This is a genomic window from Nocardia thraciensis (assembly GCF_054782435.1).
Map to the genome: position 1 here is coordinate 234,609 of NZ_BAAGSM010000039.1, position 21,977 is coordinate 256,585.

Here is a 21,977-nt window from a genome sequence, read left to right on the forward strand (position 1 = left end):
GAGGTGAACGGCCCATGGACTACGTAGCCGAGATCGAGCGCATCGCCGCGGAGAGCCGTCGCCGCACGGGACTGCTCTTGGACGAGATCGAGGAGGTCAATCGCCGGACCGCCGAGACGTCGCGCCAACTTCAGCAACGGTGGGCGCAGGAGGCCGCGGCCGAGGAGGAGGCTCGGGCCGAGGCAGAGGAGCGGGAGCGTCAGGAGGCCGAGGCGCGCGAACAGCGCGAGGCGATCGCTCGCGCCGCCGCGGCCCGCAAGGCCAACCAGACCTTCGTCCCCGTCGACGACGAAGACGAGGACGACGCCTACTACCGCCGCAAGAGCTGGCTGGAGTGAGCCCGGTCGACTGGCCGGAAGTTACTGCTGGGCAAGGTCTTTCAGCTGGCCGAGATCGGTGAGTTCGCTCTCCGGCGCGTGGGGGCCGATCACGCCCGCGAGGTGGTCGTCGGGCTGCTGCTCGCACAGCCGCAGCGCCTGTGTGGGGGTCAATCCGTCGCGCTGTGCGTGGCTGAGCCTGAGTTGCCATGTCCCGGCGGCGATTTCGCCGACGCGATTCCCGGCGCGGGGCAGATAGTCGGCGGCGTCGTCGGCGAGCGAGGCCCAGAGATAGCCGATGACCTCGCCATTCTTGGAGACGGGCACGAAGCGGACACCCGCGCCGGTGTCGGTGGGGTACCGCACCACCGGCGCGCTCACCACCGGGCCCCAGCCCTGTGACCGGTCCACCGGGGTGCCGTCCGGGTACATCCCGTCCTGGACAAGCGGATCGGGCGGCGGCGGGCCACCCGGATTCGCGAACTCATAAAGCGCGGCAAGGCTTTCGGCGCGATGCTCCATGGCATCTGCCGGAATGCCGCCGCCCTGAGGATCTTCCGGAGCGCCCACCCATGCGCGGACGGCATCCTGCGCGGCAACACCCTGCGCATATGCGGCAGCCAGCCGGTCGGCCCACACATCGGTGGCCCACAGTGACGGGTCGGACAACGGATCGGCCTCGTCCATCCGGAGCTTACGAACGAAACTGGCGGAGTTGTGAGTCACCGATGCCCAGAGAAAACCCACCAACTCCCCGCGCAGCACGACAGGAAAGTAGAACACCGGCTGCCGAGTCCACCCGTCGTAGGTCGCGCGTGGCGGAATCGGCGCCGGGCCGTCGGGGGCCGACGGAGGCATGAACGGGCCCTGGGTGCCGCCGGGCCATGATGGGTCGGACATGTCGTACGTTCCTCTCGGGCTTTCCGGTGCTATCCGCGGGCTTGTCCGCCGGAGTTCCGGTCGCCCTCGGTCGAGTTGTAGTACTCGGCGATCTCGCCCGGCTGGATGGTGTTGTCCGGGGTGTTCGGGCCGAATCCCTTGTTGAATTTCGGGTTGCGGTCGACGGTTCGCTCCTCTTGCGGCACGGCGTCACGAGCTCGCACATCCTCGGCAACCTGACGATCGATCGCGTGGAGCTGCTCCACCGTGATCCCCATGGTGGCAGCGATCTTCTCGTCGATCTTGCGCTGCTCCTCGGGGTCGACGGGCGCCGCCCCGAACGGCTGCTCGGTCATCGTGAGTACTCCGGTCTGTCGAGGTTCAAGGTCAAAAGTACGCCGCGACGGCGTCGTCGAACGACGGGTCCGAGACGTCGACATCCCCCGGAGGCCGGTAGTCGTGTCGGCGCACACGCTCCAGGAACTCCTGCGGGATGTCCAGGGAGTAGTTCTCCAGGTAGTAGGCGGAATCGATCCGCCAGATCCATTCCCCGTCGGAGATCAGCGACGGCCCGCCACGAACCCACTCCCGCCCGTCGACAAGGTCGACCACATCCTCGAGCACATCGAAAACCGGCGTCCCCGCCCGCATGTACTCCGCGACCCGCCACCGATCATCGATAACACGCTTCGTATAGGAGTCGGCAAGCAACGGAAGATCCTCCCGCCCCTTGCGATACATCTCCCGGTAGATCCCCACGGGCCTCAGTGTCGACACAGCTCTTTCCAATGCTCTATCTCCGGTGTCTGGATTATGGGTGTCATGTCGAAACGCTCTCGACCAGGTCTCCGGCGATACATGAGATCCGCTTGATCAGGGCGTGGGGTTGACTTCCGGCATCGGTGGCACGTTGGGTCGACCCGTCTTTCGGATATATTATCGACTGGCCGACTATTTCGTTTCCACGTCTGACCGAGATTGAATCACCACTCGAGAATTTTCCTGATTCCATATTCAGGAATACGGCCGTGTCACCATTTTGGAATGCGAACGTGTCGGTTACAGTCGCTCTAGCCATGGTTGCGCTCCATTGGTTCAGTAGTATCCTCGTTCTCTCATTGTTCGAAGCTCATGCTCGATCTCAGAGACCTCTTCGCTGGTCAGGGCGTATTTCTCGGGCTCTGCCAGCAGTGTTTCCCTGGCCTCTATCTCACATTCGAAAATATCGGATCTACCGGACATCTGCTGTCCTGCATGTATCAACTCTTCACCCAAGGTTCTGGTGTCGAATTGAACCGATTCGCGAACCATGATCAGGTCGCCCATTGTAACAGCAAGGAACGAGTCGGATTCGTCATCGGATCGGGCCGCCACCCAATCGAGGTAGCGCTCGGCCTCCTCGCCGGAGCGTATTTCTACATTATTCTGCTCAGCTTCGGCATAGATGCGCAGAATCGCCGCGCGTTTGTCTGGTGGCAAGTCATCCGGTAGATCCGAGTCGGTGAGTTGACGCCTGGGCTCGGGCTCGGATTCGCTGTCCATGATGTCCCAGCCCTCGCGCTGGCCCTCGGTGGTCTTGTGGGGGCCGTCCTGGTCGGATGTGGGGGGTGGGGTGTGGCGGGTTGGGTCGGGGGTGGCGCCGTCTGCCGTGGTGGGGTGGAAGGTGGACCATTGGCCGCCGTCGTGGACCATTGCGGGGGAATCGGGGCGCTGCCGGACGCCGACCGCGTCGGTGGGGGCGGTGACGGGTACTCCGAGTTCGTCTGCGACGCGCTGGGCCCAACCGATGTCGTTGCCTGAATGGCAGGCGATGAGGCGGACGGGGGTGCCCTCGACGTAGTTCGGGTTGCTGCGGATCGCGTCCACGATCTGTTGCGGATCGATCTCGTGTTCGTTCCCGGGGACCGGTCGGCCGAAGCGGTTTCCGTGGACGATCACGTCGTGGTGGCCTTCGTTGCGAAGGTTCTGGAACACGCGCTGGGCCTGCGGGTCGTTTCCGATCGCGGTGCGGTCGTTTCCGTGTAGCACTTGCTGCTCGGTCGTCCCGCTCGGCTCGTACGCCGCCGCCGCCTCGCTCGCGTCCTGTGCTGTGGAGTCCGTGTCGGGATTTGCTGTGCTGGCCGGTGTTTCGTAGAGGTAGATCCTTGTGCCGCCGGTCAGCCCCATATTCGGATCGCGTACGACGCCACGCACCTGGAATGTGGTGTTCCGGCCGAAGAGTACTTCGCTCTCGTTGCGGGGTGCCGCCGAAAAGCTGGAGATATCGCGACCGGTCGAGGAGTGGATGACGAACTCGACGCTTCTTCCGAACCTCATACGGCGATCGCGGGTGGTACTGGTGAACGCGGCCTCGGTCACCGTTTCGCCAGGTACGTAACGGGCGATCTCTGCCGCACTCAGCTCAAGTCCGCGCCAGACCGTGCCTTCATGAGGCGGCAGATTGCGCAGTCCTTCGGAGATATCGTCTGCGGTCCGACGCTGGTCCGGAGTCAGTTCGGTGCCGTCGCGCAGGCGTCTGTTGAGATCTTCGTAGACCCTGGCGTCCGGGTCCGTGTAGCGCCGGATAGCTTCCCGCTGCTCCGGAGTGGGCCCGGGGTAACGGGCCGCTTCCGGGCGAGGGCTCTCGGAATCGGTTGTGTTCCTGGGCTGCGCAGGCATGCCCTGGGACTCCGGGCGGGCGGGTTGGTCGGCCCGGTTCCGAGGCGGCTCCACGTTCGGTGTTTCTTCGGTGGGCCGGGTTCGCGGCGCAGCCTCCGACGGCACACCTGCGGTAGTCGTTGGCGTTGGCTGACCCGTGTCGGAATGCGTTGTTTCCGAGACAATTTCCGGCCCCGACTGTCGACTCGGATTCGCCTGGGCGGGCGGTGCTGTCCGAGGTGAGTCCGGTCGGCTCGTTTCGGTGTCGCCGGTGGGGTGGGCGGTTTCCGACGGTGCCGCCGACCGTGACGAGTCAGGTTGAGTCGAGGGTGGGGTCGATGCGGAATGTGCTGAGGGACGGCGTGTTTCGGGCTGTGTCGAGGTGTCGGAACCGTCTCGTCGACCAGGGTCGTCCTGGTCGGGTCGACCCGATTCGCCACGCGCCGCCACATCGTCGCGTGGTGCCGGTTGTGGGTCCGCGGCACGGGACGGTTGGTTCGGCGTGGCCGCATCTGCACCGTTCGCGGGAGGCGGCGACCCCGCCGTGTTGCTCCGTGGAGCGGGCGAAGGTGGATTCGCGCCCGGGGTATTCGATCCGGGGCCGCCCGGCGGAACGGTGGTGTCCGCCCCGGGTGTCGGGGGCTGTCCTGACGGTCCGGGAGGAGTACCGTGCGGCACCACTTCCGCATCGATCTCGAACATCGGTGTGCCGTTGGCGGCGTATCCGACGTGCCGGACGCCGGTGATCCGGAATTCGGTGCCGCGCGGCAGGATCAGCTCACGCTGGTCCGGATACTCGCTGTTGGTTCCCATCCACAGCCCATGGGTGCCGGGCGGGAGTCTGAGGTTCATCCGGTGCTCGAACGGGTTGCCGTCGACGACCGTGGGATTCGCACCCAGCGTGGTCGACATGTATCCCCGATCGAGCTGGCTGGTGCCCTGCAGGATCCGGGGGTCCCGCGAACCGAGCGGTTGACCGTCGGGCGCGCGCAGGAAGGACAGGTCGTGGAGCCCGCGGATCGCTTGTATCGGCTCGGGCAGCGGGTGAGCGAGGGCGGCGTCGATCGCGGCGACGCGGCGATTGAAGGCATCGGCCGTGGGGGGTTCGCCGAAATACCCGTGGAGGAAGTTGTACTGCTGGGCGTTGCTCCACAGGTTGTTGAGCCGGACGCCGGGGTTGGGGCTGCTCAATACGTGTCGTATCCAGGCACGCTGGACGTCCGTGGCACCCGGATGGTTCCAGAGGTTCGCCAACTCCCGCACCGAGGAGGGCATTCGACCGCCGTTGAGGGCCGCCAACGCGCCCACCCCATGCCGCTCGTTCAGCAGGTGGTTGAAGTACCGCCCCGCGCTGCCTGCCGGGTCCGCGTTACGCAGGAACCCGTTCGGCATCGATTGCCTGGTGTACAGGCGGATCGCCTGGGCAAGCTCCCGCGGTAGCGATCGATATACGTTTCCGAGTCGGTTCTCCCCGTACCGTTCGCCCGCGCTGTCGGTGTCGAATCGGCGGTACCCATCGGGCCCGATGCGCCCCTCGGGCGCCGGGCCTTGATGCTGTGCCGGTGAAGCCGGGGTCGCACCGTGCCCTGGCGTCATCCCGACAGGACGGGATGAACTGCCCGCAGAATGACCACGCGTCACGTGGTGCGGCGTGGGGTTGTTGCGCGGCGGCGTTGTCGTGGGTGGTGTGGGGTTGTGGTGTGTGGGCGAAGTCGCCGGGGGTGTCGGGTTTCGATGTGTCGGTGGCGTCGCCGGATTGGCGGGTGAGGCCGCGGTGGTTGGTCGGTTCGGTGGTACCGGTCGCGTCGGTGGTTGGGATTGCGGTGCGCGAGTCAGGTTCTCACCCGGGGCCGGACGCGGTTGCGGGTTGTCCGTCGGCTGTGGCTCCGGGCGATGGGGCGCGGGATTCGGTGGGGTCGGCCGGTTTTCCGCGGACGACCGGCCAGCATTGGCGCGTGGCCACCATTCGGGCAGGCGTGCGGCGTTGATGTGGTGGTTGGGGTCGTGGTGCGCCCAGCGCGGTGGGGAGTCCGATCGGCTCGGATCCGTCGGATCCTGCGGGCGCGACGGTGAGTCGGTCGGCGCGCTCGGGTCGACTGGCGTCGCGGGTGCGGGGTTGCTCGCGTCGGTAGGAGCTGACGCGGAGCGTTCCTGCTCGTCCTGATTCGGATTCGTGGTGTCGGCGCGCTGAGCTTCGAGATGTCGGCGGACCTCGACGTCGTCGGGACTCTCTCCCGGCGGGTGGGCGCGGGCGGCGTCTATCTCGGCGGGTGTGGGCTGGTAGCGGCCGATGTGTGGGTTGAATTCGCCGGAGAAGAACGGGTCGTAACCGATGAGGCGGCCGTCGTCGTGGCGGGCCACGTATCTGTGCGCGGCGGGATCGAATCCGGGGCGCTGGGGGAGCCGCCGCGCAGACGAGGGTGTGGTGTTGCCGGGGCGCGGAGCCCGGCCGGTCTCGGGCGTGGAGTCGGCGCGGGTGGGTTCGGGGCGTGGTTGGCCGGTGTCGGGCCGGTTCGGAGAGGTAGGGGTCTCCGGGGTGGAACGAGTTGGTGCAGAAGGGGTTTCGGCGCGCTGTCCAGCGTCCGGGCGGGACGGCGGCGTTCCCGTGTCGGTGCGTGGTTGGACCGGGGCGCCCGCGCTCGGCGCCTCCGTCGACGGGGTGTGGGTGGGCGCGTTGGACCGTTGCCCTGTGTCACCGGCTGGGGAGGCTACGCCGCTCATCGCCGGTGAGCCGGACGATGTCGTGGGGGTGTCGGTGGCGGTCGAGCTGGCGTGCGTGGCGGTAGGCCCCGTGTTCTGGCCGGTGGAGGTTGTGGCGGCCGGTATCGAATCCTGTTGGCCGCCAGGCGGGTTCGGCTGATTGGACGCAGGGGTGTCGTGTGGGGGTAGATCGAGGCTCGAGCCCCCGGTGGGTTGGCTCGGCTGTGGAGTGGGGTCGTGTGGCGGCAGGTCCGGGCCGGGGCCGGTGGATTGTGTTGCCGGGCCGGAGTTTTGGGCGGGCAGGTCGAGGCTCGGCCCAGAGGCGGTCTGGTCGGGGCGGGATGGCGCCGGAGCTGTGTCGTGCGGAGGCAGGTCCAGCCCCTGGGTGGTGCCTGCGTGCGGGCTGGCGCCGGTGGTCTGATTCGGAGGGAGATCCAGGCTGGAGGTGCTGGTGTCGGGTGTGCGGGGAGTGGTGGCGCCGTGGGAGGGTTGGTCTGCGCCTGGGTTGGTTCCGGTTGTTTGGGTTGGAGGGAGATCCAGGCTGGAGGTGCTGGTGTCGGGTGTGCGGGGAGTGGTGGCGCCCTGGGATGGAAGGTCGGAGCCCGGGGTGGTTTCGGGCGACTGGGCCGGAGGTAGGTCGAGGCTGGAGGTGCCGGTGCTCGATGTGCCGGATGGAGTCGTGCCCTGTGGCAGGTCCGCGCCGGGGATGTCGGTGCGGGGCGGCGTAGTGCCTTGCGAGGGGACGCCCGGGCTGGAACTTTCGGCGGATGCCGGGCCGGTGCCGGGCGACGGGGAGCCGGTGTTTGTGCTGCTGTCGAATCCGCTGCCTGCGGCGCTGCCGGGGGAACTCGAGGGCTGAGCGCCGGTGTTGGTGTCGAAGCCGCTGTTCGGGGTGGTACCGCTTGCGCCACTTGGGGATTGGGTGGCGGTGCTGTCGGTCGAGCCCGACGAATGGCTGGCCGCGCCGCCGCTGTCGGTGGAGCCGGACGATTGCGTGCTGCTGTCGGGTCCGCCGCCGTGCGCGCTGCCACCTGACTGTGGGCTGCCGGCTCCGGTGTCGGTCGCACCGCTGCCGCCGGTGGAGCCCGAGGGTTGGCCGGTTCCGGTGTCGCCCGCGCCGTTGCCCGTGGAGTTCGGGGGTTGGCTGCCGGTGCCGGTGTCGTTTGGGCTGCTGCCGCCGGTAGAGCCCGAGGGTTGGCCGGTTCCGGTGTCGCCCGCGCCGTTGCCCGTGGAGTTCGAGGGTTGGCTGCCGGTGCCGGTGTCGTTTGGGCTGCTGCCGCCTGTGGAGCTCGAGGGTTGGGTGCCCGTGCTTCCCGACGGTTGCGTCGGGGAAGGTGCGCCGGAACCGGACTCGGAGCCGCCCGACTGCGAGCCCGATGGGTTGCCGCCCGCGCCGGTCTCGGCGTCGCCGCTCGGATCCGATGATCCGCCGGAATCGGAGTGCCCCCCACCACTCGTCGCGGCGCTGTGCACACCCCCGACACCCGCGTTGGCGAGGCTCTCGGCGCCGAGGTCGAGCTTGAACTCCTGACCGAGGAATGCGGCGCCGTAACCGGAGGCGGCCGCCTGCCCGGCGACATCGGAGGCCAGTTCGGTGCCGGCCTCGGTCACCGCCTTCCCGGCGAAGCGGCCGACGGCACTGCCCGCGGTATCGTCGGCCACCTCGCCGATGCCGCTCTTACCGAGCCCGCCGCCCACCGCGCCGCCGACGGCGCCGCCGACCGTGGCCTGAATCGACTCGCCGAGCCCGAACTTGTCCGTCGAGCGGTCGCCCTTGGCCACCTGGATCAGCCGGGCACCGAGATCGACGCCGCCCTCTTCCAGCGCGCCCTTCCCCGCCTCGAGCAACGCCGCGCGGGCGATCGCCTTGGCACCGGCGCGCGACAACATCCTCTGGATCAACGCACGGATCGCCATTCGGATGGTGACCTGCGCCGCCGTCCGAGCCGCCGCGCTGACGACGGCACCCACGCCCGTCACCGCCCAGGCCATCTGAGCGGCCGTGATGACCATCGTCGCGATGATCGTCAGCTTGGTGTGCTCGATATCGTTGGCGCCGTCGTCGAGTAGCTCGGCTTGTTTCTCGCAGTATTCGACGAGCCCCTGCAGCGCCCCCTCTTTACCCGCGAGCTGCTGCCACGCCTGACCGATCGCATCGTGCGTCTGCCCGGTGTCGATGGCGGCCAGGACCTGGCCGATGACCTGCCCGGCGTCGTCGTCCAGCCCCCCGAGCGTGGTCGCCGCGGTCGACCACGCGTCGGCGACTCGCCGCATGGCCGTCTCGTCGCCGTCCGGCCAATCCCCCGCGCCGAGCACCCATTTGGCAACCCACTGCAGACTGTCCGGTATCTCGATCCCCATCAGGCCTGTACCTGATTCACCGAGCTCGTGCTCGACTGCTCGCCCTGCTGCAGGGAATTCGCAGCCGAGACCACCTTGTCGCCGAACGAGGTGACCGCCCCCGCGAACTTCTCGATGTTCGCGGTCCCCTCCGTCACGCCGGGGGTGTAGTTCTTCGCGAAGGCCTGCCCGGTCTCATCGCCGCCCCAGCATTCCCCCTCGGCATCGATCACCTGCCGCAGATCCGCCAACGCGGTCTTCACGGTGTCCGCCAATGCCGCGAACTTCGGCTGCGTAGCCCGCATCGCGTCCGGGTCGAACTGCACCCCCGTCACCGTGCTCACCTCGTTCCTAGAAGGGTCCTTCAGTGAATCCGACGCGGAAGCGAGGCGATCGGTTCCAACGAATCTGAAATTCCGGCATGGTCGCAGCTCAGCGGCAACCAGAGGCCCCTGGACGAGTGGTGTTGCCTCGCACGGAATTCGAATGCGCAAGTAGTGTGGGATGTGTCATACCCCCGGGTGACGCCCTACTTCCGCAGCATCTGAACCGCCTGCAGCAGTGGCAGTTTCGACGGCTTCTCCGGCTCCTCGTCGCCGACGGCCTCCGGATCCACCGCGCGCGTGTGCGGGATCGCGGCCTCGGGGTCGGCAAAGGCCTTATAGGTCTTGTCTCCCAGCAACTGATAGCTCAGGTACCCCACCAGGAGCCCGCGCACGGTCCGGTCCGTCTTGGACTCGTACTTGGCCGCACCGAGCGCCGCCAACGCCCGCCGCCCCTCGACGATGCCGTTGTGCGTGGCTTTCTCGACCGAGCGCAGCACCATCGGACCGCCCCAGGCCGCGGCGAGCGGAATGGCGTTGGAGCTGACGGCATCGATGTCGTCACCGGCCAGGATCAGGGCGGGCGCCTCGATATCGGGGGCGAGAGATTCGGTATCGGGGGCAGTCGGCGCGGGGAACAGCGCCGCGACGGCGGCGACCTCGCGCTGGGCGGCGGCGATGACCGCGGCGCCGGCGCCCATGCCGTGCCCGGCCAGCGCGAGCTTGTCGGGGTGCACGCTGATGGCGCCGATGCCCAGCCGCACGCCGACGCAGATATCGAGCGTGGTGAGCAGGTCGGACGCGAGGTTCAGATGGGACGGAACGGGACCGCGCTCGGTATCCGGACCGGCCGCGACGAAACCCCACGAGGCCAGGTGCTCCAGGAGTTTTCGATAATTGCCGACACCGGACAGCCAGCCGTGGCCGAAGACGACCGCGGGCAGGTTGAGGCCCTTCTCGGGGGTGAACACCACCCCCGGCTGCCCCGCGATGCCGAGGTTGCCGCGCATGACCCGGTGCGGACCCGGGGTGCTGAGGGTGCTCAGGAGCGATTTCACAGACGCCGACACGTGGTCGAACTTAACCGATGACGAGCCGATTGCGGCGTTTCGCCCGCCGCCGACGGTCCCGTCGCTCGCGTCGTCGGGCCCAAGTAGGCTGGAACACCATGTGCGGAATCGTTGGCTACGTCGGGTACCGGGACGCGCTCGGCGTCGTCGTGGACGCGCTGCGCCGCATGGAGTACAGGGGGTACGACTCCGCGGGAGTGGCGATCCTCGACGGCGCGGGCACCATCGCGGTGGAGCGCAAGGCCGGTCGACTGGCCAATCTGGAGGCCGAACTGGACGAGGCGGGAGTCGCCCGGTTCGCCGGGACCACCGGCATGGGCCACACCCGCTGGGCCACCCACGGCGCCCCCACCGACCGCAACGCGCATCCGCATCGTGATGCCGCCGGGAAGGTCGCGGTGGTGCACAACGGCATCATCGAGAACTTCGCCCCGCTGCGCCACGAACTCGAGGACGCCGGGGTCGAGCTGCGCAGCGACACCGATACCGAGGTCGCGGTGCACCTGGTCTCGCGCGCCTACGCCTCCGGCCCCACCGCGGGCGATTTCGTCGCCAGCGCGCTGGTCGTGCTGCGCCGGTTGGAGGGTGCGTTCACGCTGGTCTTCACCCACGCCGACCATCCGGGCACGATCGTCGCCGCGCGCCGGTCGACCCCGCTCGTGGTGGGCGTCGGCAAGGGCGAGATGTTCATCGCCTCCGATGTCACCGCGTTCATCGAGCACACCCGCGAGGCCGTCGAACTCGGCCAGAACCAGGCTGTGGTGATCACCTCCGGCAGCTACGCGGTCACCGACTTCGACGGCAATGCCGACGTGCCGACTCGCCCGTTCACCATCGACTGGGATCTGGCCGCGGCCGAAAAGGGCGGCCACGACTACTTCATGCTCAAGGAGATCGAGGAGCAGCCCGCGGGCGTCGCCGAAACCCTGATCGGGCACTACGCGAACGGCCGCATCATGCTCGACGAGCAGCGCCTGGCCGAGCAGGAGTTGCGCGAGTTCGACAAGGTGTTCGTGGTCGCCTGCGGCAGTTCGTATCACGCGGGCCTGCTGGCCAAGTACGCGATCGAGCACTGGACTCGGCTGCCGGTCGAGGTGGAGCTGGCCAGCGAATTCCGTTATCGCGACCCGGTTTTGGACCGCTCCACGCTGGTGGTGGCGATCTCGCAGTCCGGCGAGACGGCCGACACCCTGGAGGCCGTGCGGCATGCCAAGGAGCAGAAGGCCCGCGTGCTGGCCATCTGCAACACCAACGGCGCGCAGATTCCCCGCGAGTCCGATGCCGTGCTCTACACCCGCACCGGCCCGGAGATCGGCGTCGCCTCCACCAAGGCGTTCCTGGCGCAGATCACCGCGAATTACCTTGTGGGCCTTGCCCTTGCCCAGGCGCGCGGCACCAAGTACCCGGACGAGGTGGCACGCGAGTTCGGTGAGCTGGAGGCGATGCCCAAGCTCGTCGAGCAGGTGTTGGAGACGGCGCCGCAGGTGCGCTCGATCGCTCGGCAGTTCTCGAACGTGCCGACGGTGCTGTTCCTCGGTCGGCACGTGGGCTATCCGGTGGCGCTCGAGGGCGCGCTGAAGCTCAAGGAGTTGGCGTACATGCACGCCGAGGGCTTCGCCGCGGGCGAGCTCAAGCACGGCCCGATCGCGCTGATCGAGGAGGGCCTGCCGGTGATCGTGGTGATGCCGTCGCCGAAGGGCCGCGCGGTGCTGCATTCCAAGCTGCTCAGCAATATTCGCGAGATCCAGGCCCGCGGCGCCCGCACCATCGTGATCGCCGAGGAGGGCGACGACACGGTGCGCCCCTTCGCCGATCATCTCATCGAAATTCCAGCCGCCCCAACCCTTTTCCAGCCATTGCTGTCGACGGTCCCGCTGCAGGTCTTCGCCGCCGAGGTGGCGCAGGCGCGCGGATACGACATCGACAAGCCGCGGAACCTGGCCAAGTCGGTCACGGTCGAATAGGGGGCTGATTCCGGCCGAAAGCGCGCCGGAATGACGAAGGACAGTGCGCGGTGATCCCGGAATTCCGCTCGGCGACGTGGGCCTGCACTGCGTGATCCCGGCGTAACCCGCCGGGATCGGCAAATACACAGTGCGCCCGGATGATCACCGGGGACTGCCTCATGCGCTGTGACTCGCGCCTCGATATCGGCTGCTCCGAGAATTTCTCTCAGGACAATAGAACCCACAGTTCATCTCTAGTTAAGGTTCTATTAACCTGTCGCAATCAGTCTGTGATGTGCCAGAAAACAGACCGCAAGTCTGTTTGTTGCGTGCGGTGATGAACGCTCCTGCGACTGCCCGCCGCTACGGCTCCGCCTCTGTCGCCGGTCGCGATCGGCGCGCGGTGCACCGCGTCCTGTGCGCGGACAACTGAATCTCCATATCCCCCAACAACAGAACAGCGCAACGACGACGTCGGCCCGTGCGGGCAGGCGCCGCGGTACTCGCGCGCTGTCGGAGCCACATCGTTATGCATTCACGAAAACTGTTGCCGTTCGCCGTCCTTGCCGCTGTCGTGGCCGCGCCACTGCAGGCGCACGCCGAAACCCCGATCTCCGGAGTGCCGCCTGAGCTCCAGGGCCCTGCGCGGCAGGTCCAGCAGCAGGCCGATGCGTGGCAGCGCACGCTGCCGCAGCCGCAGCAGGAACAGCTGCAGCAGGCCGTCCAGCCGCTCCCGCAGCCGCTGCCGCAGCTCCTCCCGCCGATCTTCGCGAACGACCTGGACGGCTGGATCCGCAACGCGCTCCACGTCATGGGCCAGCACGGCATCCCCGGCGACTACGAGAGCATTCACCGCAACATCATGCGGGAGTCGGGCGGCAATCCGGCCGCCATCAACCTGTACGACTCGAACGCCGCCGCGGGCATCCCGTCCAAGGGCCTGATGCAGGTCATCGACCCCACCTTCGCCGCGTTCCACGTCGAGGGCACGTCGTGGGATATCTTCGATCCGGTCGCCAATATCGCCGCCGCCTGCAACTACGCGGCCAATCGGTACGGGTCGATCGCCAACGTCTTCTCGGCCTACTGATTCGATACCGGCCCGAGCGGACACGGATTTCACAGCGTCTCGCCACGGACCGGGGGTGCTCGGGCGCGACGGTCGCCACGTTCGGGCCACCTCGGTGCCGGGCTAACTTCCCACTGGGGCAAGGGATTCGGCGGGCGCGTCGGCACGGGCATTCGGGCGCCGTTCCAGGGCGCCCGACAGTACCGCCAACCCGAGCGCGCTGCCGGACAGCACCACCCCAACCCAGTTGGGCGCGGTGTAGCCGAACCCCGCGGCGATGACCATGCCGCCGAGCCATGCCGCCAGCGCATTGCCGAGGTTGAACGCGCCGATATTGAGCGCGGACGCCAGGGTGGGGGCGCTGGCGGCGTGGTCGAGCACACGCTTCTGCAGCGGCGGCACGGTGGCGAAGCCGAGCGCGCCGATCAGCACGACGGTGATCGCGGCGGCGACCTTGTCGTGTGCCGTGAGGGTGAACAGCCCCAGCACGACCGCCAGCGCACCGAGCGTGGTGTACAGCATCGGCATCAGGTGCCGGTCGGCGTAGCGCCCGCCGACCAGATTGCCGATGAGGAACCCCAGCCCGAACAGGGCCATGATCCACGTGACGGAACTCTCCGCGAACCCGGTGACCTCGATCATCATCGGCGCGAGATAGGTGATCGCCGCGAACACGCCGCCGAAGCCGAGCACGGTCATCGCCATGGCGAGCAGCACCTGGGGATTGGTGAGCACCGCCAGTTCGTTGCGCAACCGGGCGTCGCGGGGCGCGGGCTGATCGGGTACCAGCGCGAGGACACCCGCGAAGGCGAGCGCGCCGACCACCACCACCAGTGTGAACGCCAGCCGCCAGCTGACCTGTTCGCCGAGCAGGGTGCTCAGCGGCACGCCCACCACGGTGGCGACGGTCAGCCCGGTGAACATGAGCGCGATCGCGCCCGCCCGGCGGTCCGGCCGCACCAGGGTCCCGGCCACGACCGCCCCGATGCCGAAGAACGCGCCGTGCGCCAGCGAGGCGACGATCCGGCCGGTCAGCATCAGGCCGAAGGTCGGTGCCATCGCGGACAGTAGATTGCCGCCGATGAGCAGCAGCAGGCTGATCAGCAGCATGCGCTTGCGGGAGACCCGGGTGCCGAGCCCGGTCATGAGCGGCGCACCGGCCAGCACGCCGAAGGCGTACCCGGTGACCAGCCAGCCCGCGGTCGGGATGGATACGGAATAGCTGTCGGCGATGCCCGGGAGCAGGCCGACCACGATGAATTCGGTGGTACCGATGGCAAATGCCCCGAGCGTCAGGGCGAGCAGTGCGAGCGGCATGGAAGCAGCCTCCACGGAGTCTTGCGTACGAGCATTACGAGCGTACACAATAATTGCACACGCTGACTAATTGCAAGCGCTGGCTATTGCGCAAGGTGAGTATCCTGGTGGCATCGCCCCGCGTACCCAGGAGGAACTTATGACAGCGGATCCCGCACTGACCGGTCTGGCCGACGGCTGGTGCGCGCTGTCGGTCTTGCACGACCGGATCGCGGCGCATCTCGAACGCGCGCTGCAGGCGCACGATCTGAGCGTCCGCGAATATTCGGTGCTGGTGGTGCTGAGCCGTCAGCACGACGGGCCAAACGGGCACCTGCGGATGAATCAGGTCGCCGACTCGGTGGCGCTGAGTCAGAGCGCGGCCACCCGCCTGGTCACCCGCCTCGAGGACCGCGGCCTGCTGCGGCGCTACCTGTGCCCCGACGACCGTCGTGGCATCTACACCGATGTCACCCCGTCGGGCCTCGAGCTACTGGATCAGGCCCGCCCCGCCTACGACGAGGCCCTGGCGGGAGCGCTGGGCCAAGCCGCCGCCGACCCCGAGTTGGCGCCGCTGGTCGCCGCGGTCCAAGCCCTCAACACCGCCCCCGCCACCGACGCCCGCACCCGCGAATACCGCCCGGCCTGAACCCGACGTGGTGGGCGTGTCAACTCCGGCCGAGTTGGCAGGCTCGCCCCGAACTGCCATGTGCCGCAACGATGGTCAATTCGGTGGCCGCTCATCGGTGCTGCCGTTAGCCTCGATGACCATGAGCGATCAGTGTCTGTTCTGCGGCATCGTGGCGGGCGACGTCCCCGGCGTGAAGGTGGCCGAAGACGACACGACCTACGCGTTCATGGATATCCATCCGGCTTCGGATGGTCACCTGCTGGTGGTTCCCAAGCGGCACAGCAGAGATCTTCTCGATATCTCAGCCGAGGACTTGGCCGCCGTCACACTGACCGCCCAGCGGATCGCCGAGATCGCTGTCGAGGAATTCGGTGCCGACGGGGTGAACTTGCTCAATTGCTGCGGCGCCGACGCGTGGCAAACGGTATTCCACTCCATCTTCACGTCGTGCCGCGTTATGTCGACAAGACCAAGGACCGACTCGTGTTGCCCTGGCAACCAGGCACCCCGGGGGACGCCAAGACCATCGCCCAATTGGGCGACCGCCTTCGGAACGCCCTGAACTGAGCACGGCCGGCCTCGGTGCGCAGGGGAGCGCCGTTCGCGCACCCCGTGCAGGTTCCCGCACGCCTTGCAGCTGCTGGAGGGGGTGCGGGAGCAGGCGCGGGGTGCGGGAAGGTGGGCTATTGGACGGTGATGGTGCCGCGCATTTCGGGGTGGAGGGGGCACAGGTAGCGGTAGGTGCCGGGGGAGGTGAAGGTGTGGCTCCACTCGCCCTCGGTGAGGATCGGGCTGTTGATGCCGAGGGCGGCGTCGCCGATGCCCTGTACGCCGTGCGGCGCCGAATCGGAGAACTTCCACGTCACCGTGTCCCCGGCGCGAATGGTGAGCGCGGACGGTGAGAACTTCATATTGTCGACGCTGACCGTGGACGTCGTGGGCTGCGGGGCGCCGGTGGTCACGGGCGCGGAGGTGGTCGCGGGCGTCGACGGCTGCGTGCTCTCGTCGTCCGATCCGCATCCGGCGACCATCAGGACTCCCGCCGCGGCCGCCGTGAACAGGATGCGCGCGGGCGAAATGCCCGATGAACCAGTCGACATGCGAGCAAGCGTAGTAGGCGCACGTCCGCGTTCGTTCCGGCCGTGCGCGGACTGACGGCTACGTACGGGCATCGGTACCTCCCGTGGCGAACGCGATGGTGATACCACGCTGTAGCGCACCACGAGGTTCGGCTCCGGCCGGTGCCCCCGACACACCTGTGCGCTGCCGGTAGAGACGCACTGTTCCGAGCGTTGCTTCCACTGCCCGGCGTACCCTGCTGTCGTTGCGGTTCGCGAAGGTACCGAGCCCCGCGCACGACCGCGGCGGCGGGCAGGAGGCGGAGATGACCCCACCGGCGGCGCGCGGTTACTTCACGGTCGACGAGGTCCGGTCGGCGGAGGCCGAGCTGTTCGAGCGGGTCGCCGACGGTGTGCCGATGCGACGGGCCGCCCGCGGGCTCGCCGATGTCGTCGCCGCGGAGCTGCGCGAGCGGACCGGGGGGATCGCCGGTCGGTCGGTCACCCTACTGGTCGGGTCCGGCGACAACGGCGGCGATGCGCTGTGGGCCGGATCGATGCTGCGGCGGCGAGGGGTCGCGGTGTCGGCGGTGCTGTTGTCACCCGAGCGGGCGCACGCGGAAGGCCTTGCGGTCCTGCGGCGTACGGGCGGCCGTTTCCGCGACGACCTGGGGTCGCCGGATCTGGTGATCGACGGCATCGTGGGGATCTCGGGTCGCGGCGCGCTGCGTCCCGCCGCGGCCGAACTGGTCGCGTCCGTGGACGTTCCGATTATCTCGGCGGATCTGCCCAGCGGAGTCGACCCGAATACGGGCGCCGTCGACGGCCCGGCGGTTCACGCCGATGTCACGGTGTCTTTCGGCGCGTACAAGCCGGTGCACGCGCTGGCCGCGCCCCGGTGCGGCCGAATCGAGCTGGTGCCTATCGGTTTGGAGCTTCCGGAGCCGAATCTGGCCGCACTGGAACCGGTCTCGATCGGCGCCGACTGGCCGGTGCCGGGTCCCTCGGACGACAAGTACACCCAGGGTGTCACCGGAATCTGCGCTGGCAGTGCGGCTTACCCCGGTGCGGCCGTGCTCTGTACCGGGGGAGCGGTGGCCGCGACCTCCGGCATGGTCCGATACGCCGGTACCGGATTCGCGGACGTCCTCGCGCATTTTCCCGAGGTCATTGCGGCCCAGAGTGTTTCGGAGACCGGCCGGGTGCAGGCCTGGGTGTTCGGTCCGGGCGCCGGTACCGGAGGCGCTGCCCGCGAACGGCTTTCGGAGATCCTCGCCACCGACCTGCCCGTGGTGGTGGACGCCGACGGGCTGACCCTGCTGGCGGCGGAGCCCGCGCTGGTCACCGGCCGCCGCGCGCCCACGGTGCTCACTCCGCACGCGGGCGAGTTCGCCCGTCTCACCGGCCGCGAACCAGGCCCGGACCGCGTCGCCGCCGTGCGCGCGCTGGCCGAGGACTGGCAGGTCACCGTGCTGCTGAAGGGCCGGGCCACGCTGGTCGCCGGTCCGGGTCGGGCGGTGCTGGTCAATGAGGCGGGCGGCTCCTGGGCCGCGACCGCGGGCTCGGGCGACGTGCTGTCCGGCATCCTCGGCGCCCTGCTCGCCGCGGGCCGCGACCCGTCCTGGGCGGCCGCCGCCGCGTCCCGCGTGCACGCCCTCGCCGCCAACCTCGCCGCCCACGCCCACGCCACCGCCGGAGCCCCGGTCTCCGCCAGCCCCGTCCTCCACCACATCCGCCCCGCCATCCAAACCCTCCGCGCCCTCGCCGGTCCGTCCTGACGAGACACCGAGCGGATATCCCGGGCACTCCCGAACTGCCCGTACCCGGCGTTGTCGACGACGATGTCGAGCCGCCCGAACTACCGTGCGGCCTGTTCGACGGCGGCGAAATCGCCCGCCCGGTCGGTGACGTCGAGCCGCACCGGCAGGAAGGATACTTCGCCACGAGATCGTCGAGGGTGGCGAGATCGCGCGCGGTCGTTCCCTCTGCTCGATGATCTGTGCGGACGCCCGCGCGACCACGCTGACGACCTGGAGCGCACTCCGAGCGAGGGTCGATTTCCGGGCGGGTAGCCGCTGCCGCGCCGATTCGCGGGAGTGGCAGGATCGGGATCGTGAGTAGTGCCGACCCGCAGGTGGAGACCGTCGTAGATCTGGACGCGATCGCGCACAACGTGCGGGTGCTGGCCGGGCATGCCGGGGACGCCGCGGTGATGGTGGTCGTCAAGGCCGACGGGTACAACCACGGCGCGGTGCGGGTGGGGCAGGCGGCGCTGGCGGCGGGGGCCGCCGAACTCGGCGTCACCACGATCGCCGAGGCGCTGCACCTGCGCTCCGGCGGGATCACCGCTCCGATCCTGAGCTGGCTCAACACCTCCGACGCCGATTATGCCGCGGCCATCGCCGCCGACATCGAGATCGGGGTGTCGTCGGTGGCGCACCTCCGCGCCGTCGAACGGGCCGCCCGCGCGACGGGCAGCACCGCGACCGTCTCGCTCAAGGTCGATACCGGCCTCAACCGCAACGGCGTCTCCGACACCGAATACCCGCAGGTCCTCACGCTGCTGCGGGGCCTGGTCGAGGAACGGGTGATGCGCCTGCGGGCGATCTTCTCCCATCTCGCCCGCGCCGACGAACCGCAGCATCCGGCCATCGACGTCCAGCGTGACCGCTTCCTGGAGGCCATCGCCGCCGCCAAGGACCACGGCATGCAGCCCGAACTGGTGCACCTGGCCAATTCGGCGGCGACGCTGACCCGCCCGGACCTGGCATTCGACATGGTGCGCCCCGGCATCGCCGCCTACGGGCTGTCCCCGATTCCGGAGATCTCCGATTTCGGCCTGCGCCCGGCCATGACCTTCCGCGCGCGGGTGGCGCTGGTGAAACATGTCGCCGCGGGCGAGGGTGTCTCCTACGGCCACGAATGGATCGCCCCGCACGCCACCACGGTCGCGCTGATCCCCGCCGGGTACGCCGACGGCGTGTTCCGGCCGCTGGGCGGACGCATCGCGGTGGGCATCGGCGACGCGCTGTACCCCAATGTCGGCCGGGTGTGCATGGATCAGCTGGTGGTGGATCTCGGCGACAACGCGGCCGGTGTGTGTGAGGGCGACAGCGCGGTGCTGTTCGGCCCGGGCGCGTTGCATCCGCAGCGGTGGGCAGACCTGCTGGGCACCATCCATTACGAGATCGTTTGTTCCCCTCGCGGCCGGGTCGTGCGACGCTATCTGGGCGATATCGCACAGCGAGGGGGTGCCTGATGAAATCCGAACGGCCGCACCGGTTTCGGTTGACCGCGTGGCGCGGCGGCATCGCGACCGGCGGAGCGATCGGCGCCCTGGCCGGGGTGCACGCGCTGCGCCGGGTCGGCGCCTCGGTGCGCTGGCCCGCCCGGCGGGACGAACTGCAGGACGAGGACTTCACGCTGTTGGACCGGGACCGGGCCGCTACGGTGGCCGCCGACGACGGCGTGGAGTTGGCCGTGCGCGAGTGCGGTCCCGAAGACGCCCCCGCCACGGTGGTTTACGTGCACGGTTTCTGCAACAGCATGGAGTCGTTCCACTTTCAGCGTCGCGATCTCGAAAAACTGTGGGGCCCAAGGGTTCGCATGGTGTTCTTCGACCTGCGTGGGCACGGCCGCTCCGGCACGCCCACTACCGACAGCTGCACCGTGCCGCAGTTGGGCCGCGACCTGGCGGCGGTGATCACCCGGCGCGTACCGAGCGGACCGATGCTGCTGGTCGGACATTCCATGGGCGGCATGGCGATTCTGGCCGCGGCCGCGCAGTTCCCGCGGCTGTTCGCCGAGCGGGTGCGGGCCGTGGCGCTGCTGTCGACCGCGGCCGCCGAGGTCACCGCCGCCGGTGTCACGCAGCTGCTGCGCCATCCCGCGATCGACGGCTTCCGGGTCGCGGTGCATGCCTCGCCCGCGCTGGTGCAGGCCGGGCGGGTCACCGCGCGCCACGTGATCGCCCCGATCCTGCACGTGAGCTCGTTCCACGGCGACGTGAGCCCCACGCTGTCGCGCGCCACCACCTCGATGATCGACCAGACCCCGATCGAGACGATCGTGAAATTCCTGAAAGCCCTGGAGCTGCACGACGAATCGGCCGCGCTGCCGACGCTCGCCCCGCTGCCCGCGCTGGTGGTGGGCGGCGCGCACGACCGGGTGATCCCGTTCCGCAACTCGCGGGCGCTGGCGCGGCAACTGCCCGACGCGGATCTGGTCCGCGTCACCGATGCCGCGCACATGGTGCATCTGCAATATCCGGAGCTGGTGAACGCCGCCCTGGACCGGCTGATGTTGCGCGGCGGCCTGCTCGGAGCCGGGAAACGCAACGGCCGGGAGGCCGCCCGTGGGTGACCGGCACGCGATCCGGCCGAGCCAGGCCTCCGGGACGGCGGTGACGCATGGGTGAGCAGCGCACGCTGCCGACGGTCGAGGACACCGAGGCGCTCGGCCGCGAGCTGGCCGCGGAGCTGCGTCCCGGCGATCTGGTGGTGCTCGACGGTCCACTGGGCGCCGGTAAGACCGCGCTCACCCGCGGCATCGCGGCCGGGCTCGGCGTCGAAGGCCGGGTCAGCTCACCGACTTTCATCATCGCCCGCCAGCATCGTGCCGGATCCCGTCCGGGCGCGGTGGGGATGGTGCATGTCGACGCCTACCGGCTCGGCGGCGACCTCGACGAGCTGGACGCTCTGGATCTCGACACCGACCTCGACGATGCGGTGGTGGTGGTCGAATGGGGCCTCGGTGTCGTCGAACATCTCGCCGACCGCCACCTGCGCGTACTGCTGCGCCGCGAACCTGAATCCGAGACCCGCACCGCCAGCTGGGAGTGGATCGGCTCGTCCTGAGACGGTGGTATGGGTGCCGTCCGGAAGGTGACCAACCGGTATCGTTGACCCAATCATGCTTGTCCTTACCGTCGACACCGCGACGCCCGCCGTTACAGCCGGGCTGGTGGAGCTGGAGCAGGCCGCCTCCGGGCACGATCGGCAGCGGCCCGATCGGGAGACGGCGCCGCGGATCCACACCCTCGCCGCCCGGGTCACCGTGGACGCGCGCGCCCACAACGAGGTGCTGACTCCGCAGATCCTCGAATGCCTCGACGCCGCGGGACGTTCCAGGGCCGATCTCGACGCGGTGGTCGCCGGGGTGGGTCCCGGGCCGTTCACCGGGCTGCGGGTCGGGATGGCCACCGCCGCGGCCTTCGGCGACGCCCTGGGGTTGCCGGTGTACGGCGTCTGCAGCCTGGACGCGATCGCCGCCGACGCCTGGCACGAGATCACCGGCGGCAGCGGGCAGACGATCGCCACGGCCGCCGAATCCGAACTGCTGGTCGTCACCGATGCCCGCCGCCGCGAGGTGTACTGGGCCCGCTATCGCGCCGTGCCGGACGCGGAGTTCGCCGGGCCCGCCGCCGTCGGGTCCGGGGCGCGGGTGGTCGGCCGGGTGGCCGGTCCGGGCGTGTGCAAGCCCGCCGATCTGGACGCGCGCGAATCCACCGTGATCGCCGGATCCGCCTCGCACGTCGACTTCTTCGATCTTCCGGTGCTGCCGGTCGAGACGCCGTCTCCAGCCGGGCTGGTGCGCTGTGCGGCCGCCGAGGTGCTGTCCGGCGCGACGGCCGAACCGCTGGTTCCGCTCTATCTGCGGCGCCCCGACGCCGTCGAACGCAGCTATCAGGCGGTGTCGTGAGCACGCCCGAA

At 69.0% G+C, this 21,977-nt stretch carries 17 protein-coding genes and 1 pseudogene; 10 read left to right on the forward strand and 8 right to left on the reverse strand.

Annotation, left to right across the window (positions count from 1 at the left end):
* Positions 1-14: 14 nt before the first annotated feature.
* On the forward strand, positions 15-338 hold the full coding sequence (locus tag ACYVLQ_RS25915) for a hypothetical protein (protein WP_460700121.1): 324 nt from the start codon (positions 15-17) through the stop codon (positions 336-338).
* Between the two features lie 21 nt (positions 339-359).
* Here the strand turns inward: ACYVLQ_RS25915 and ACYVLQ_RS25920 are convergent, their stop codons facing one another.
* From ACYVLQ_RS25920 to ACYVLQ_RS25945, 6 genes are all read right to left on the reverse strand, one after another.
* Positions 360-1,082, reverse strand: coding sequence for a hypothetical protein (locus tag ACYVLQ_RS25920; RefSeq protein ID WP_460700122.1), 723 nt, complete (start codon positions 1,080-1,082; stop codon positions 360-362).
* Between the two features lie 164 nt (positions 1,083-1,246).
* Positions 1,247-1,552 carry a hypothetical protein gene (locus ACYVLQ_RS25925; protein ID WP_460700123.1) on the reverse strand — a complete coding sequence of 102 codons (306 nt, stop codon included), beginning with the start codon at positions 1,550-1,552 and terminating at the stop codon, positions 1,247-1,249.
* 31 nt (positions 1,553-1,583) lie between these two features.
* Positions 1,584-1,973 (reverse strand): hypothetical protein, encoded by a 390-nt coding sequence (locus ACYVLQ_RS25930; RefSeq protein WP_460700124.1) that lies wholly within the window; start codon positions 1,971-1,973, stop codon positions 1,584-1,586.
* A gap of 318 nt (positions 1,974-2,291) precedes the next feature.
* The gene (locus ACYVLQ_RS25935) at positions 2,292-8,894 is read right to left on the reverse strand and encodes an ADP-ribosyltransferase (RefSeq protein WP_460700125.1); all 6,603 of its coding nucleotides are present in this window, start codon (positions 8,892-8,894) and stop codon (positions 2,292-2,294) included.
* The gene (locus tag ACYVLQ_RS25940; protein ID WP_460700126.1) at positions 8,894-9,217 is read right to left on the reverse strand and encodes a WXG100 family type VII secretion target; all 324 of its coding nucleotides are present in this window, start codon (positions 9,215-9,217) and stop codon (positions 8,894-8,896) included. The genes ACYVLQ_RS25935 and ACYVLQ_RS25940 overlap by 1 nt, the downstream gene beginning before the upstream one ends.
* Before the next feature lie 185 nt (positions 9,218-9,402).
* Entirely contained in the window at positions 9,403-10,266 is an 864-nt protein-coding gene (locus ACYVLQ_RS25945; RefSeq protein ID WP_460700127.1) for a dienelactone hydrolase family protein, read from the reverse strand.
* 98 nt (positions 10,267-10,364) lie between these two features.
* Here ACYVLQ_RS25945 and glmS point away from each other — a divergent pair, with 98 nt between their 5' ends.
* Both glmS and ACYVLQ_RS25955 read left to right on the forward strand, forming a co-directional pair.
* Positions 10,365-12,230 (forward strand): glutamine--fructose-6-phosphate transaminase (isomerizing), encoded by a 1,866-nt coding sequence (glmS, locus tag ACYVLQ_RS25950; RefSeq protein ID WP_460700128.1) that lies wholly within the window; start codon positions 10,365-10,367, stop codon positions 12,228-12,230.
* A gap of 511 nt (positions 12,231-12,741) precedes the next feature.
* The gene (locus ACYVLQ_RS25955; protein ID WP_460700129.1) at positions 12,742-13,302 is read left to right on the forward strand and encodes a transglycosylase SLT domain-containing protein; all 561 of its coding nucleotides are present in this window, start codon (positions 12,742-12,744) and stop codon (positions 13,300-13,302) included.
* 102 nt (positions 13,303-13,404) lie between these two features.
* On the opposite strand, the gene ACYVLQ_RS25960 is transcribed toward ACYVLQ_RS25955, so the two are convergent.
* On the reverse strand, positions 13,405-14,598 hold the full coding sequence (locus tag ACYVLQ_RS25960) for an MFS transporter (RefSeq protein WP_460700130.1): 1,194 nt from the start codon (positions 14,596-14,598) through the stop codon (positions 13,405-13,407).
* A 139-nt stretch (positions 14,599-14,737) separates the two neighbouring features.
* Here ACYVLQ_RS25960 and ACYVLQ_RS25965 point away from each other — a divergent pair, with 139 nt between their 5' ends.
* Complete coding sequence (locus ACYVLQ_RS25965) at positions 14,738-15,226, forward strand: MarR family winged helix-turn-helix transcriptional regulator (RefSeq protein WP_460700131.1); 489 nt, start codon at positions 14,738-14,740, stop codon at positions 15,224-15,226.
* A gap of 121 nt (positions 15,227-15,347) precedes the next feature.
* Positions 15,348-15,775 (forward strand): annotated as a pseudogene (locus ACYVLQ_RS25970) (HIT family protein).
* Positions 15,776-15,891: 116 nt separating this feature from the next.
* Here ACYVLQ_RS25970 and ACYVLQ_RS25975 read toward each other — a convergent pair.
* Positions 15,892-16,308 (reverse strand): cupredoxin domain-containing protein, encoded by a 417-nt coding sequence (locus ACYVLQ_RS25975; protein WP_460700132.1) that lies wholly within the window; start codon positions 16,306-16,308, stop codon positions 15,892-15,894.
* Between the two features lie 284 nt (positions 16,309-16,592).
* Between ACYVLQ_RS25975 and ACYVLQ_RS25980 the strand changes: the two genes are divergently transcribed.
* From ACYVLQ_RS25980 to tsaB, 5 genes are all read left to right on the forward strand, one after another.
* Positions 16,593-18,044 (forward strand): NAD(P)H-hydrate dehydratase, encoded by a 1,452-nt coding sequence (locus ACYVLQ_RS25980; RefSeq protein ID WP_460700191.1) that lies wholly within the window; start codon positions 16,593-16,595, stop codon positions 18,042-18,044.
* A gap of 335 nt (positions 18,045-18,379) precedes the next feature.
* The gene (gene alr, locus ACYVLQ_RS25985) at positions 18,380-19,525 is read left to right on the forward strand and encodes an alanine racemase (protein ID WP_460700133.1); all 1,146 of its coding nucleotides are present in this window, start codon (positions 18,380-18,382) and stop codon (positions 19,523-19,525) included.
* Positions 19,525-20,628, forward strand: a complete 1,104-nt coding sequence (locus ACYVLQ_RS25990; protein WP_460700134.1) for an alpha/beta fold hydrolase — start codon at positions 19,525-19,527, stop codon at positions 20,626-20,628. The genes alr and ACYVLQ_RS25990 overlap by 1 nt, the downstream gene beginning before the upstream one ends.
* 47 nt (positions 20,629-20,675) lie before the next feature.
* Positions 20,676-21,122: a tRNA (adenosine(37)-N6)-threonylcarbamoyltransferase complex ATPase subunit type 1 TsaE gene (gene tsaE / locus ACYVLQ_RS25995; RefSeq protein ID WP_460700135.1), complete on the forward strand. Its 447-nt coding sequence runs from the start codon at positions 20,676-20,678 to the stop codon at positions 21,120-21,122.
* A gap of 55 nt (positions 21,123-21,177) precedes the next feature.
* Positions 21,178-21,966 carry a tRNA (adenosine(37)-N6)-threonylcarbamoyltransferase complex dimerization subunit type 1 TsaB gene (gene tsaB, locus ACYVLQ_RS26000; RefSeq protein WP_460700136.1) on the forward strand — a complete coding sequence of 263 codons (789 nt, stop codon included), beginning with the start codon at positions 21,178-21,180 and terminating at the stop codon, positions 21,964-21,966.
* Positions 21,967-21,977 lie beyond the last annotated feature (11 nt).